Genomic DNA, 15,921 nt, shown 5'->3' on the forward strand with positions numbered 1-15,921 from the left:
AGTACGTCATATTAGACGATCTTAGATAAATATAAATACATAAAATTAACTTATACTTTTAAAATTATTTCAATACTAATCGAAAAAGAAGTTACAGTTAGAATAAATCTGTTAGAGTTGCTTGAAATTACTTATTAAGCAACATTTTTATCGCATTTCTAGCTACTTCTCGATCATCGAATGGTAAAGTTTCTTTACCTATTTGTTGATATGTTTCGTGACCTTTTCCCGCAATAATAATTACGTCACCAGTCTTTGCTTTACTTACTGCATATTCAATTGCTTCTTTCCTCTCTTTTATAACGGAATACTGTTCCCCTTCTACTCCCTTTTCCATATCAGAAAAAATTTGTTCTGGATCTTCCGTGCGTGGGTTGTCAGATGTAAAAATAGGTATGTCTGAATATTTTACCGCCGCTTGTGCCATCAAAGGTCTTTTCGTACGGTCCCTGTCTCCCCCACAACCAATTAAACAAAACAACTTACCTTCCACTAGTTGCTTAGAAGTAGTTAGTACATTTTCTAAACTATCAGGAGTATGTGCATAATCAACAATAACGGAAAAATCTTGTCCTTCATTCACTAATTCATACCTACCAGATACACCAGCAATTTCTCCCATTGCTTCTAAAATAGTATCCATTGGAATATTAGAAACATGACAAGCTGCGATGCATGCCAATACATTGTAAACACTAAATTTACCAACTAACTTAATTCGAACAATTTCCTTATTACCGTTATAGTGTAGTTCAAATGTAGTACCCTTTGGGGACATTTGTATATTTTTCGCTTGATAGTCACTTTCCTTATCTATTCCGTATGTGACAACTTGCCCTGCTGTTAATTTCTTATAAAGGGAACTCGCATTGTCATCTTCGTTTAAGACTGCAAATTTAGGTTTTGATAAATTGTATGAGTTGCCAAGACTAGAAAATAACGTTCCTTTGACAAATTTATATTCTTCCATGGAACTGTGATAATCTAAATGGTCTTGTGTCAAGTTAGTGAAAACCGCCACATCAAAATCACACCCTCTTACTCTACCTAAGTCTAGAGCGTGTGAAGATACTTCCATCACAACTGCTTTTACATTTTCTTCTAACATCTTTTTAAACATTTGTTGCAATACAATAATTTCAGGAGTTGTATTGGAAGTTGGATATGTTTTACCGTTAATTTTCATATTTATTGTTCCAATCATCCCTGTATTAACTTCGTGTTTATAGAATACTGACTCAATAAGATGTGTTGTAGTCGTTTTTCCATTAGTACCTGTAACACCAATTAAATGAAGTTGTTGAGAAGGCTGCTGATAGAATACATCTGCTAAAATCGCCATTGCCCTTTTTGTGTCTTTAACCAGTACAACTGGTACTTCTACATCTAGTTCCTTCTCTGAGAGAATAGCCACTGCACCGTTTTTAATCGCTTGAATTACAAAATCATGTCCATCCACCGTATAACCTTTAATACATATAAATAAGCATCCTTGGCTGACTTTTCTAGAATCCATTTCTATTGATGTAATACTAGGATTATCGTTTATGTTTGAGATACTAACATTATGTATATGTTTAGTTAATTCATGTAAGTTCATCTTACTTCTCCTTCCTCGCTGAAAAACATATTATGCCATATGTATAACACACTATCTATCTCTTCACACCTTCTCTAATAATACCAAAATTACTTCTAATTTACTCTAAAAATTATTTTTCTTTTTATCTTAATTTCCCTATTTAGGTTAGGAATAATCCTCAAATTTAGAAAAAGAAATAGATAGGCTTCAGGAAAACCTGAAGCCATCTCATCACTGAATTATATTATTTCGAAAAAAGCTTTGCTTTTCTATCGGTTCATATATATTTTACTAATTCTTTTTATCATCTTTTTTACCTGACATATAAACCCTTATTTTAGATCCCTCTTTTACTTTTTCCCCCGGAGCAGGAGATTGTTGCACAACCGTATCTCCATCTCCACTAATATCAAGTTGTAACAAGACGAGTTGTTGTTGTAGTTCTCTCTTCGTCATCCCTAACAAGTTAGGTACTTCTACTAAAGGAACATCCGGCCAAGCCAATTCTTTCTCAATTTGTCCTTTTCTTTTCTCCACACCCATCGCTCGTAAACTATCGTCCATTATATTCCCTACGATAGGCGCAGCAACTACACCACCGAATTGAACTGTTCCTTTTGGGTTATCTACAGCTAAATAAACAACGATTTGAGGGTCATCTGCTGGTGCAAATCCGATAAATGATACGATATGGTTATTTTCTAAATAACGACCATCTTTCGCTTTCTGAGCGGTACCAGTCTTTCCACCAACACGGTAACCATCTACAAAAGCATTTTTACCAGTGCCTTGTGCAACGACACTTTCAAGAGCATATCGTACTTGTTTAGATGTTTCCTCTGAGATAACTCTTCTCTTTTGTACCGGATTTGTTCGAGAAACTACTTTACCTGTTAATGGATCTACAAATTCTTTTGCGATGAATGGTTGATATAATATCCCGCCATTAACAGCGGCAGCCACGGCTGCTACTTGCTGTATAGGTGTTACGGAAACACCTTGACCAAATGCTGTTGTAGCAAGTTCTACAGGTCCAACTCTTTCTGGTTTAAATAGTATCCCTTTCCCTTCACCTTGTAGATCTATTCCAGTTTTCTCGCCAAAACCAAAACTTTTAATATACTCAAATAATTTATCTGTCCCTAATCTTTGTCCTAGTTCTACGAATCCTGGGTTACAAGAGTTTTGTACTACTTCTAAAAAGGTTTGGTGTCCATGTCCACCTTTTTTCCAACATCTAAGTCTTGCCCCAGCTACTTCTGCCGCACCATCATCATTAAACGTATCTTTCATTAAGTTTACTTTATTTTCTTCTAGCGCTGCGGCTAGCGTAATAATCTTAAACGTAGAGCCTGGTTCATACGTACTCCATACTGGCAAGTTACGATTATATATTTCTGGTGCTACATTTTGAAAATTAGCTGGATCAAAATCAGGTCTACTAGACATAGCTAAAATTTCTCCATTTTTAGGATTCATTGCAATGGCAATAATTCCATCTGGATTATATGTTTCATAAGCCAAATCTAAGTAATTTTCCATAATAGTTTGCACTTTTGAATCAATTGTTAACACTAAATCATGGCCATCTACTGGTGGAACATAGTCATCCGCAATATCAGGCATCCTTCTACCTTTTGCGTCAGAGTAGAATTGCACATAACCTTTTTGTCCTTTTAATTCTTTATCATAATATAATTCAAGACCCATTAATCCTTGATTATCAATACCCGCAAATCCTAATACGTGTGATAAATAACTACCAAATGGATAATGTCTCTTTGAATCTTCCGCAATATAGACTCCTTTTAAATCAAGACCACGAATGTCTTTTGCTTTGTCATGAGTAATCTTCCTACCTTCTTTTAGCCTTACCATCGATGTATTTTGTGTTATTTGTGTATAAATGTTTTGTTTGGAAGCGTTTAAAACTTTTGCTAGCTCTTCAGAGACTACGTTAGGATCTACAATTTGTCTTGGTACAACCATGACAGTTGGAGCACTCATGTTCGTTGCAAGCGGTACTCCATTTCGATCAAGGATTTCTCCTCTGCCTGGTTCAAATGTTATGTTTCTACTCCAAGAGTCTTTTGCTCTATCTGTCAATACATCTCCAAGTGCAAATTGAACATAGCCTAATCTTAGGTCGATAATACTAAACAATAAAATACCGACTAATAAAACAACCGTTAACCTTCTCCGTACTGTTACGTGCGAAACTCGCATTAAACATTGCCCCCTTTATCCTTTAGGCTTTGTTAAAATATGCTGTTGATTTCCGCGCAAATCAACAACTAGTTAGTATATAAAAATCCACACTACGTTTTAACACAGCCATTACTTAAGCACACGATAAATGTTAATAGTTTTCGATATTGCTATCGTTTCATGCGACATAGGTCGTTCAAAGTATATGCTCGTACACTTCTTAATAGAACCTGTCCAAAACGTATTGGGGGTTAGGAAGTAACTAACAAAAAAAAGAAGAGGCTGGGACATAACTAAATATTTATTGCCAAAGATGAACAATTAGTGTCATACTTTTATATCGCAAATGATAGGAGTGCAAACCTTCGCTTTCTGCGGGCGGTAAAAAGGAAGGTTTTTTTCACTGTCGTGAAAAAACCTACTCCTTGGCGCAAGCGCCTGTGGGGTCTCACTTAAAACGCTTTCCCGCAGGACAAGGAAGACTACGGAGCGATACATCCTTCGTAAGGAAATGCGGTAGCATTTTCGAGGAGTCTTCGATTTGCACTCCAACCATCTGCTAGAAAGGTATAAAAAAAATCCGACTTATCCTAATAAATTAGGGATAATGTTCGGATTTTTCTTCGTTCTATATAGTTTTGTTCCAGCCTTTTCTTTAGTTCACTCCGCTATTTTCTTCTTCATTTAATGGTGGGATTGGTCTGTTAGATGAAAATTCAATCACAAGCTGCGTACCACTTTTGAATTTCTTTCCTGGTTCTACACTTTGACTAGTAACATATCCATTACCAATAACCCTAGGAGAAACTCCAATTAAACTTGCATATTTTAAAACATCTCTCAACGACCATCCAGTCATATCAAGCATCGTTGTATCTTCTTCTGTTAATAAGAATACTTTTTCACCTTGAATAATTTGTTTCCCTGGATATGGTACTTGCTTCATAACTTGATTTCCATTTCCAATTACAACTATTTCCGTCTGTTTACCATTTTCATTGTTCTCGATTTCTGATATATTTTTGCCAATATAGTCGTCCGTTTCAAAACCGATATTGTTTTTAATACTAGTTTCGGATGGGGTTTCATCCGTTCTTTTAATACTTAAATATTGCAAACTACGCAACATAACAGCATTAAATATAGATGATACTGGAACAGCTCCACTTTCATATTCTGCAATTGTTGGACGTTCTACAGCTACATAAACAATAATTTCAGGATTTTCTGTTGGTGCCATCCCTAAAGCTGAATAGATATGTTCACCATGACCTGTTAACCAACCACCTGTAGAGGAAGAAATTTGAGCAGTACCCGTTTTCATCGCAATATTATAGCCTTCTAAACGATAAGGTCGTCCTGTTCCGACATCTGATGTAACAACCGTTTCTAAAATTCCCCTAACCTTTTTAGCAGTCTGTTCAGAAATAGGTTCCCCTTTCACTTTTGGTACATTATCTAATACAACCTCCCCGTTATTGACATCTACAATTCTATCAATAATATAAGGTTGCATCATTTTCCCATCATTTGCAATCGCAGTTGCTGCTTGCACTAATTGTATGGGTGTAAAGGCTGAACCTTGTCCAAATGCAGTTGATATTCTATCACGATACCATTGAAAATTTAATATACTCGAAGTTTCATCAGGTAAGTCAATCCCAGTTGGTGCATCTAAACCAAATGATGACAAATAACTCATTAGTGTATCTGTACCCATTTTATCTGTTAAAAGTGCAAAGGCAACGTTAGATGATCTTTGTACACCTTCATCAAACGTAATTTCCCCCCAACCAGCACGATTATGATCATAAATAGGTGGTGCAGACGGTATAGGGAATGAACCTGATTTAAAAAGTTCAGATCCATTGTAAACACCTTCTTCAATAGCTGCTGCAAGCGAAAACACTTTCATGGTAGAACCTGGTTCAAATCGATAAGATATTGCATCGTTATTCCAATTCGTATTAAGCCCTTCCCTTGTATTCAAATCAAAGGTTGGCCTTGTACTCATCGCTAATATTTTTCCAGTTTTCGGTTCTGCGACGATACCGATTATCCTTTCCGGCGTATATGCATCTTGAACTTTACTCATCGCTTCTTCTAAGAATGTTTGAATGGTTTTATCTATCGTTAAATATACATCCTGACCATCTTTTTTAGGAGTAAATGCAGTATCTGAGTCTTTTACGAAAGGTAGTCTTAACCTAGACATATCTCTTTTTTGCGTTAACTTCCCATTCTCTTCCTTTAAATGGTCTTCTAACATTTTCTCAATCCCTAATACTCCCGAAACTTCTCCGGAATCACTTTCTCTAGCAAAGCCGATAACATGGCTGGCAAATATCCCGTTTGCATAAAATCGTTTAGATCCTTCTATAAAACTGATGCCAGGAAGATCTAATTCCTCAATTTCTTCTTTTACTAAGATAGGGATATCCCGACCGTATGCACCAAATTCTACTTGTTTGGCACCTTCTCTAGATAGTCTTTCAATAAGTTCAGACTCTTCTACATTTAATAATGGCGCTAACTTTTGGGCAGTTGTAATTGGGTCAGCAACATGTCTTAACTTTTTTTGATTTTTGGATAACGATTCATCTAGGACAGCTACCATTTTAAATGATCGCATATCTTCGGCAATTGGATTACCGTTACGATCTAAGATTGATCCACGTTCTGCATTAATATTATATGTAACATTGTACTTACCTTCTGCATAATCAGATAAGTTTTCCCCTCTCACTTCTCCAGTTACTTGTAAAACAAAAAATCTGCCGATAAAAACAAAAAAGAGCAACGTGAATAATCCTGAAAGAATTGCTGCTCCGTAATGTATTCTTTTTTTGTGTATAAATACTTTCATCTAAATCAGTCCCGTACATTTCTCACATTATTTGTGTTTAAAGAAAGCCCTAATTCGTTTGCCTTTTTTAATAAATGCTCATAGTTGTTTAGCTCCGCAACTTTTAATTCTAAGTCACGGTTAGCGTTTGTTTGCTTTTGTAAATCAAATTCAAGAGCATGAATTTCACGATTTACTTCATAAAGTGTAACATGACTTGAAATTAAATGTATCGCTCCAAATGCTACCATCCCAATAAACATAACACATAATAACTTCTCCCCTAAAGTTATTTTTGCCTTCTTTTTAACTAAAACTTGTTGTTTACTTGATTGTTGCTGCCTTTGTTGTTGTTCCTGTTGTAGTTTATGTGCTAAATTACTCATTTCCTCTCCTCCTTATTTCACATTATTTATTTTTCTTTTATTTTCTCTGCAATTCTCAACTTCGCACTTCTAGCTCTATTATTCACTTCAAGTTCTTCTTCGGACGGTGTAATTGGCTTTCGTTTTACTAACTTTAACATTGGCTGAAACTCTTCCGGTATGATTGGTAAACCTGGTGGTAATGGTGGAAGTTCACTTTTTTCTTTAAACGCTACTTTACATATACGATCTTCTAACGAATGGAAAGTGATGACACACACTCTTCCTCCAGGTCTAATTACATCTATCGCCTGGTGTATCGCTTCTTCAAAGACTCCAAGCTCGTCGTTAACTGCAATGCGGATTGCTTGGAATACACGTTTTGCTGGATGACCACCAGTTCTCCTAGCAGCAGCTGGAATTCCTTCCTTTATCACTTCTACAAGTTCAGAGGTTGTTTCAATATTCTTTATTTTTCGATTTTCTTCAATTCTTCTAGCAATAGACTTCGAAAACTTTTCCTCTCCGTATTGAAAGAAGATTCGTACTAACTTTTCATATGGCCATTCATTTACGACCTGATAAGCTGTTACATCACTTGATTGATCCATTCTCATATCAAGTGGTGCATCGTGGTGATAACTAAACCCTCTTTCAGGAGTATCTAATTGAGGAGAAGAGACTCCTAAATCAAATAGGACTCCATCTACTTTTTGAAACCCAAGTTCATGAAGCTTTTCTTTTAAATATTTAAAATTACTTTTCACTAGAATAACTCGATCTAAGTATGGTTCTAACACTTTTTTCGCATTGTTTAAGGCAACGTCATCTTGATCAAAAGCAATTAATTTACCTTTGCTAGAAAGCTTTTTTACTATTTCAGAACTATGTCCTGCTCCACCAAGGGTACAATCAACATAGACTCCATCTTCTTTTATATTTAAACCTTCTACAGATTCATTCAATAAAACAGTAACGTGGTGAAACAAAATTTCCACAGCCTTTCATTAGTTCGTTCTTTGTATATATCTTTTCAAAGAACAATTCCTTTTATCCTTAAATGAAGGAGCTTTTATAGATCAAAATCAACTAAATTTTCTGCAATCTCTGCAAAAGACTCTTCAGAATCTTCCACAAAACTTTCCCATTTGTCTTTACTCCATATTTCTATACGATTTGAAACTCCTATGACAACACATTCTTTATCAAGTTGTGCATATTGTAACAACGGAGATGAAATATTAACTCTTCCTTGTTTATCTAATTCACACTCTGTTGCACCAGAAAAGAAAAATCGAGTAAAAGCACGGGCATCTTTTTTCGTAAGTGGAAGTTGTTTTAACTTTTCTTCAACGGTTTTCCATTCTGACATCGGATAACCAAACAAACATTGGTCAAGTCCACGGGTTATAACGAACGATTCACCTAAGTTTTCACGAAACTTAGCAGGGATTATCATTCTACCTTTTGCATCTACTGTATGATGATATTCTCCCATGAACATGTCGTTTCCCCCACTTTCCCTCTACTATGTACCACAATCCCCCACTTCTCACCACTTACTTTATTGTACTATTCTCTACCCAAAAAAGAAATCCTTTATACGTAAAATTTTTTCGTTTTTCATCTTTTTACAACATTTTTTGACATTCTATCGAATTGATAGATAAATTGTAGCTTTCTGCTCCAGCTAGACTTACAAAAGGTAACTTCTATTACAAATAGATGATTTTCTCCATTTTACTCACTAATTTTGTCAAAACAAAAACAGCAGATAGCCTATTGATTAGGCCTCTGCTGCTTTTCAAATTTGATTTACGGTTTTAAAACTTTATGCATTCCATCATGTTTTAATGTTAAAGAACAAATTGCATTTAAAAAATCCAACCCATATATGTTCAAAAAGTAAAATACGTTCCACGTACGTTCTTGTGGTGTACCATTTGGTCTTAATGCATTTTGAACTCGCTCATATTTTTTCATTAAATTCTCATGTTTTTCGTACGCTGATTTTTCCATTAACCTAGTCATATAATTAAATTGTTTATCTATATATGCCCAATTTTTATGAAAACTAGATTGTAAATTAGGAGTGAAGTTACTACCAAATTCACCTAACTCTTTATGTAATAATTTATATTTAGAATAGAATTCCTGTAATTGATTTTCCATTTCTTTAAGTTCTAATTCATTTAAAATTGCTTTTTGCTTCTCTTTAACACCATGTTCTAACGCTTCTTGCAAACTTACCTCCAACTCATTTAAAGTTGAATGCACACTTCTTTCTAATATTGTAAAATGCAAGCGTGGAACTACAGGTGGCATAGTAAGAGCTAGCGAAGAGAATGCCCCTTTTAATTCACCCCAATACGCCACTTCTCCAGGCCCTGCAATAAAAGCTAAGGTTGGAAAAAGTAAATCTTGCATTAAAGGTCTTGTTACTACATTGTTAGAAAATAATGCAGATGATTGTTCTAATAGTCCCTTTAACTCTTGCTCTTCAAATATTTTCCCGTCAGCGGTGAAGAAGTTACGATCCTCATCATTCCAGTACAAAAGGTTACGCTCTCCATTATCGTGGAAGAACAGGTTAGTGGAATCTCCTTGAACTTCTAACATCGGTTTATATGAAAGAGCAAAAAGCTTTTCTTGAACATGTAACACTTCATTCGTTATATTTTGATGATTTTCTAACAACAAATGAAAATGCTTCTTCTCCAATTCTCGTAATTCAGGGTCCGCTGCATTAAGAAGAACTAGTCCTTCATTTGCAAATAAAGCGGTTATTAAATAGGCAAAAAAATCAACATATGTATTCGATTGTTCAACTGCTCTCTCTACCATTTTTAATAAGTCATTTGTATGCTCTGTTTCCTGATAATAAGCGAAGATTTCTCTCACCCAATTATTAAGTTCATCCTTGTTTATGGATAATTCTGAAATCATTTTTTTACCTGCAGTTTTATCTTTAAAAGATGCTTTTCTTATCTTATGATGATCTGATACGAAAAGATGATTTATTTCCTGAAAGTCATGGTCTTCGCCAGCAATCCAGAATACTGGAATAACCGGAACCTGCAAGCTCTCCTCTTGTTCTTTCGCTAGTTGAATAATACTTATAATTTTGGAAATCGTGTAAAATGGACCTGTTAGTAGTCCGGCTTGTTGACCACCTATTACTACAACCGATTGTTCATCATTTAATCTCTCAACATTGCGTAACGTTTCTAAACTCGCATTATATTTCGAGTTCCATTTATGTAAATACGTTGATAGTTCCATACGATTGTTGTACTGTCTATTTAATAATTCTTCAAACCTTTCTCTGTAAACATTAGGAGAAAATGGATTATATGAAAAGAAATCTAACAATTCTTTTTTTTCCTTCATATAATCTGATGCAAATGGATAGATGGGAGGAAGAGATAAATCTAAAACGTCCATACTTTGCTTCCTTTCTAAGTTGATGCTAGGTCATTTATTAATTATTGTTAGTGATATCTATCTGAAGTATAGCATTCTTACGATTAATCTCAAAAAATAATGCTCTAAGCTGCAAATGTCTCCATCGTTCTTTTGATGATTCCATATAAAGACAAACAAAAGTATGTAACAAAGAACAATAAGAAGTTCAATCTCCAAAACCCTTTCGCTACCCTCGAAAAATCTAGTTCTTCCCTAATTTTATACTGTACGATAACTATCAGAATACCTATTAACAAAAGAATTGAAGTAAGAATTAAGAATAATGACTTTCCCCATATAGTTACTATTAAGTAATGAACAGCAAGAATAAAAAAAACCGTTGATAGATCAATCGCATAATGAAATGACTTTTTGTTACTTCTTGTGATTTTTCTTGAAATAAAATAAATAACAAACATTGTTAATAAAGGCAACGTGACTAATGTAGCAAATAATCCTGCAAAAATAGTAGACATCTATCCTTCTCCTTCTTCCTTTCATGATTTTTACTCTGTTTTCCCCTTTATACACTCAAACAGGAATTGTGTTAGTGGAGCATTCTGTTTTTGTTCTTGACTCCTCCTAAGGATATATCCCAAAATAGCATCAATTTCTGTTTTTTGTCGCTTTTCTACATCCCGATACATAGATGAGTAATTTTCTTTTGTTTTCAAACAAATTTGTACAATATGTTCCCATAACTTTTGCTTGTTCGAAACAGGAACAATGGAGTAAACTTCTTCAAAAAGTAACCTCATTGTCTTTTTATAATTTTTATTATTTAGCAATTCTCCATTTTTCACTTGAAACAATGCAGTAAGTGGATTAATTACTGCATTAACTATCAACTTTGTTGTAAGAACTTCATTCCAGTTATCTTTAATAGTAACTTTAAAGGCGTCATTTCTATTTCTTTCCCATTCATGAATAAATGGATTCGAATAATTTTGATGATTAAAAGGTGCTAGCTTCGTTTCACCCATTCCTGTAAGGGTGATTGTGTTATCTGATTCTTTTCGAACGCCATGTTCAACTACACCTAGCCAAATTTCTTTTTCTAATTTTTGTAACTGTTCAATATGGCCCATTCCATTTTGTAAAAAGATAACCGTATCTACATTTTTAGAGTTTTGAAATATTTCAATAATAGGTTCTAGTGAATACTGCTTTACCGTTACAACTTGTACATTTTCTTCTAACGGACATTCACCGAAAACTTTTATTTCAATAGATTTATTTATGTGGACGAATTCGTCTTGTTGTAAAATACATAATCCATTTTTTAAAAGCAATGCTTGTTCATGTCTTCTAACATATAATGAAACTTTAAATGTAGTAGATAAGTAATGAGCAAAAAGCATACCGACTGCCCCAGCGCCAATGATTCCTACTCTCATAATATCCTCCTCATTCTTTCTACCTATTTTCTAGTTTATATTGTAACAAGAATGTCCACAATATGGAACTTGTGTATACAATTTACTTATAAAAAAGCTACATTAAAAATGTAAATATAGGTTATAACAGTTGATTTCAGCTGCAGGCGTTCGCTTTTTGCAGGCGGTCTCGTGAGCCTCCTCATCGCTCCGCTCTTGCGGGGGTCTCACTTAAAACGCACTCCCGCAGGAGTCTCGCACCTGCAACTGAAATCAACTATATTACTTTTAAAATTCAATTCTTTATTTTTAATGGTTAAAAATATATTACATAAATATCTCTTGTAAACCCCTATTGATGTTCTTTATTAACTTATATTAAAAAGCACCCCTAGACGAGGTGCTTTAATTTTACACTGGATAAACTGGGTGTTTTCTTGTGCTGAATATTACATTTTTTGTAGAGTAATAAGCAAAACGTTGGATTAATACTTTTCTTAAATCAGACGGAGAAACAATTTCGTCTACAATAAGTTCTGATGCTAATTTATATATATCGATCGTTTCTTTATATTCTTGATGTTTTTGTTGTACATATGCAAAACGTTCTTTCGGGTCTGTAATTTCATTAATTTTATTAGAATACACTGCGTTAACCGCTGCTTCTGGACCCATAACTGCTATTTGTGCTGTTGGTAATGCAATACAACAGTCTGGCTCAAATGCCGGACCAGCCATCGCATATAAACCAGCTCCATATGCTTTTCTTACAACAACAGAAATTTTTGGAACGGTAGCAGAACTCATTGCAGCAATTAACTTCGCACCATGGCGAATAATTCCAGCTCTTTCTACTTTCGTACCAATCATAAAGCCCGGCACATCTGCTAAGAATAATAATGGAATATGGAATGCATCACATAATGTAATAAACTTTGCTGCTTTATCGGCTGAATCTACAAAAAGGACGCCGCCTTTTACTTTCGGCTGATTAGCGATAATACCTACTACCTTGCCATCCATTCTTGCAAAACCAGTAATTAACTCTGATGCGAATAGCTTTTTCATCTCAAAGAAACTACCATCATCAATTAGTTGATCGATCGCTTCATACATATCAAAAGGTGCATTTTGATTTTCAGGAATAATTTCCGCTAAACTTCTTCCTTCTCTCGGGCTAACTGCCTCTACAGGCGCCGTAACATGTTCAAAGTTTGCTGGGAAATAAGTTAAATATTTTCGGGCCTCAGCTATTGCTTCCTCTTCGTTTGCAGCTAACATATCACCGCATCCGCTAATGGAACAGTGCATTTTTGCCCCGCCCATCTCTTCTAATGTTACTTTTTCGCCAATGACTTTTTCAGCCATACGAGGAGAGCCTAAGTACATTGATGCATTCCCGTCCACCATAATAACGATATCACAAAAAGCTGGGATGTATGCTCCACCAGCTGCAGATGGTCCAAATAAAATACATACTTGAGGTACAACGCCAGATAATTTTACTTGGTTGTAGAAAATCTTCCCCGCACCACGACGATTCGGGAACATATCTAATTGATCTGTAATTCTTGCCCCTGCTGAATCTACTAAGTAAAGGATTGGAACTTTTAATTTTTCAGCAGTTTCTTGAATACGGATGATTTTTTCAACTGTGCGTGCACCCCATGAACCAGCTTTAACAGTAGAATCATTTGCCATTACACAAACTGTTTGGCCATGTATTTTTCCAATTGCCGTTACAACGCCATCAGCTGGTAATCCTTCTGCTTGGTTGTTAGCAAAAAAACCATCTTCCTCATATTGACCATTATCAAATAATAGAGCTAAACGATCTCGAACAAACATTTTATTTTGTTCTTTTAGCTTAGCATGATATTTTTCATGACCGCCTTGTTTAATTTTATCTACTGTTTCTTGTAGTCTTTGTTCTAATTCATTCGTTTTAATCATTCTTATCCCCCTTGTTGCAATTTCGAGTAGATTATGAATTATGTGTAATTTAATGCCTGTGTAAAAGACCGCTGCTGATTTCCGTGCAAGACTTCGCTTTCCGCGGGCGGTAAAAAGGAAGGTTATTTTCACTGTCGTGAAAAAACCTACTCCTCGGCGCAAGCGCCTGTGGGGTCTCCCGTTTACCGCTTCTCCCGCAGGAGTCTCAGCCTTGCACGGAAATCAACAGGAAAGTATTTATTTGTCAACACTAACCTTTAACACAGCAAATTTATTATAAATCAGTCTTATTCTAACTCTAGTAAAGTGTCACCTTCGTTTACGAAGTCACCAATTGAAACTGTAACACTAGCTACTTTCCCTTCAACTGACGCTTCTACAGGAATCTCCATTTTCATTGATTCAAGTACCATTACTGTTTGACCAGCAGAAACTTCCTCACCTTGTTGTACTAATACATTTAAAATTGTACCTGCCATTGCGGCTTCGATTTTCTTCATTTTCATTTCCTCCTAATTTCTTTCGTGATGTCAATTTTTATTTGGCAACAAAAGCTTTTTGTAAAAAGCTAGTGTTATAAGACCCTTCTTTAAAAGAATCGTTTTGAACAACCTCTTTTAGTAAAGGTATATTGGTCTTTATACCTGTAATTTCAACTTTCTCAAAATAAGTAGCTGATAACTGAATAGCTTCTTCTCTCGATGGAGCTGTAATAATTAATTTTGCAATCATCGGGTCATAAAATGGAGTGACTTTTAGGCCAGGTCCATAACCACTATCAATTCGTATTCCTTCTTCTTCAGGTAATGACCATTCATTAATTAATCCAGGTGATGGATAAAACGTTTTAGGGTCTTCTGCATAAATACGATATTCGATCGAGTGACCATTTTGTTGAATTTCCTCTTGTTTCAATGGAAGTGGATAACCCGAAGTAACTTTAAGCTGCCATTCAACGAGGTCTAAGCCAGTTATCGATTCTGTTACTGGGTGCTCCACTTGCAGTCTTGTATTCATTTCTAAAAAGTAAAACTCTCCATTTTCACCCATGATAAACTCGACGGTACCTGCATTTTCATAGTTAACATGTTTAGCAGCTAATACAGCTGCTTGGCATATCTTTTGACGAATATCTTCAGGCATACACGGACTAACAGCTTCTTCTACAACTTTTTGATTTCTTCTTTGCACGGAACAATTTCGTTCAAAAAGATGAACTACATTTCCGTGGCTGTCTCCGAAAACTTGTACTTCTATATGCCTCGCATTGTCGATACACTTTTCAACGAACACTTCATCATTTTGAAAATAAGCCTTCGCTCTTGTTCTTGTTTGGTCAAAAGCTTTCAAAATGTCTTCTTTATTTTCGCAACGTTGCATACCAATACCACCGCCACCGCCACTTGCTTTAAGCATGACAGGATAGCCGATATCATCTGCGATAGCACATGCTTCTTCAACCGTTGCTATCGCTTCGTCTGTTCCAGGTACAACAGGTACACCTGCAACTCTCATTTCTTTTCTCGCTTGTAATTTATCTCCCATAAGTTGAATAATTTCGCTTGATGGACCGATAAATTTTATTCCAGCTTCTCTCACAAGATTCGCAAATGGAGCATTTTCAGATAAAAAACCATAACCTGGATGAATTGCATCCACATTTTCTTCTTTTGCTATATTTAATATATTACTTACATTTAAATAAGATTTTTGCGGATGTGCTTCTCCTACATACCTTGCCTTAGTAGCTAGATGAACATATGGCATATCTTTATCACTTTCCGAAAAGATTGCTACAGTTTCTATTCCTAATTTCTCACATGTGCGAATAATTCTTTCCGCTATTTCCCCTCTATTAGCAATTAAAATTTTATGCAATGAGTTTTCCCCTTTCTGTCTGAAATGCGTGTGCAAGGTTCTAAAAATTGTAATTCTTTTAAGATATAGGCTCTGTTAAACACCGCTGTTGATTTCCGCGCATATCTTCGCTTTCCGCGGGCGGGCCGGGAGCCTCCTCGTCGCTAGCGCTCCTGCGGGTCTCCCGTTTCCCGCTTTTCACGCAGGAGTCTTCGATATGCGCGGAAATCAACCGCTAGATTGACTATAATTCAACAACAAACTTTAACA

The 15,921-nt window shown here is 35.5% G+C and carries 12 protein-coding genes; all 12 read right to left on the minus strand.

The window, feature by feature from the left end; translation table 11 throughout:
* Nucleotides 1-127: 127 nt before the first annotated feature.
* The 12 genes from CDZ89_RS12265 to CDZ89_RS12320 all read right to left on the minus strand — a co-directional run bounded on the left by CDZ89_RS12265 (nt 128) and on the right by CDZ89_RS12320 (nt 15,672).
* Entirely contained in the window at nt 128-1,600 is a 1,473-nt protein-coding gene (locus CDZ89_RS12265; RefSeq protein WP_096154729.1) for a UDP-N-acetylmuramoyl-L-alanyl-D-glutamate--2,6-diaminopimelate ligase, read from the minus strand.
* 273 nt (nt 1,601-1,873) lie between these two features.
* Nucleotides 1,874-3,808 (minus strand): stage V sporulation protein D, encoded by a 1,935-nt coding sequence (locus CDZ89_RS12270; protein WP_096154730.1) that lies wholly within the window; start codon nt 3,806-3,808, stop codon nt 1,874-1,876.
* Between the two features lie 637 nt (nt 3,809-4,445).
* Nucleotides 4,446-6,656 carry a penicillin-binding protein gene (locus tag CDZ89_RS12275; protein WP_096154731.1) on the minus strand — a complete coding sequence of 737 codons (2,211 nt, stop codon included), beginning with the start codon at nt 6,654-6,656 and terminating at the stop codon, nt 4,446-4,448.
* Nucleotides 6,657-6,661: 5 nt separating this feature from the next.
* Nucleotides 6,662-7,021, minus strand: a complete 360-nt coding sequence (gene ftsL / locus CDZ89_RS12280; RefSeq protein WP_096154732.1) for a cell division protein FtsL — start codon at nt 7,019-7,021, stop codon at nt 6,662-6,664.
* 26 nt (nt 7,022-7,047) lie between these two features.
* Nucleotides 7,048-7,989: a 16S rRNA (cytosine(1402)-N(4))-methyltransferase RsmH gene (rsmH, locus tag CDZ89_RS12285; RefSeq protein ID WP_096154733.1), complete on the minus strand. Its 942-nt coding sequence runs from the start codon at nt 7,987-7,989 to the stop codon at nt 7,048-7,050.
* An 83-nt stretch (nt 7,990-8,072) separates the two neighbouring features.
* Nucleotides 8,073-8,504 (minus strand): division/cell wall cluster transcriptional repressor MraZ, encoded by a 432-nt coding sequence (gene mraZ / locus CDZ89_RS12290; RefSeq protein ID WP_096154734.1) that lies wholly within the window; start codon nt 8,502-8,504, stop codon nt 8,073-8,075.
* Between the two features lie 311 nt (nt 8,505-8,815).
* Nucleotides 8,816-10,444, minus strand: a complete 1,629-nt coding sequence (gene bshC, locus CDZ89_RS12295) for a bacillithiol biosynthesis cysteine-adding enzyme BshC (RefSeq protein WP_096154735.1) — start codon at nt 10,442-10,444, stop codon at nt 8,816-8,818.
* Between the two features lie 104 nt (nt 10,445-10,548).
* The gene (locus CDZ89_RS12300) at nt 10,549-10,941 is read right to left on the minus strand and encodes a DUF3397 domain-containing protein (RefSeq protein ID WP_096154736.1); all 393 of its coding nucleotides are present in this window, start codon (nt 10,939-10,941) and stop codon (nt 10,549-10,551) included.
* A gap of 30 nt (nt 10,942-10,971) precedes the next feature.
* Nucleotides 10,972-11,862 carry a 2-dehydropantoate 2-reductase gene (locus tag CDZ89_RS12305; RefSeq protein ID WP_096154737.1) on the minus strand — a complete coding sequence of 297 codons (891 nt, stop codon included), beginning with the start codon at nt 11,860-11,862 and terminating at the stop codon, nt 10,972-10,974.
* A gap of 390 nt (nt 11,863-12,252) precedes the next feature.
* Nucleotides 12,253-13,794, minus strand: coding sequence for an acyl-CoA carboxylase subunit beta (locus tag CDZ89_RS12310; protein ID WP_096154738.1), 1,542 nt, complete (start codon nt 13,792-13,794; stop codon nt 12,253-12,255).
* A gap of 287 nt (nt 13,795-14,081) precedes the next feature.
* Nucleotides 14,082-14,294, minus strand: a complete 213-nt coding sequence (locus CDZ89_RS12315) for a biotin/lipoyl-containing protein (RefSeq protein WP_096154739.1) — start codon at nt 14,292-14,294, stop codon at nt 14,082-14,084.
* A 37-nt stretch (nt 14,295-14,331) separates the two neighbouring features.
* A complete protein-coding gene (locus tag CDZ89_RS12320) occupies nt 14,332-15,672 on the minus strand; it encodes an acetyl-CoA carboxylase biotin carboxylase subunit (RefSeq protein WP_096154740.1) in 1,341 nt (446 codons plus the stop codon).
* Nucleotides 15,673-15,921: the final 249 nt, after the last annotated feature.

Source organism: Bacillus alkalisoli (assembly GCF_002797415.1).
Taxonomy (GTDB): Bacteria; Bacillota; Bacilli; order Bacillales; family Bacillaceae_I; genus Bacillus_CD; species Bacillus_CD alkalisoli.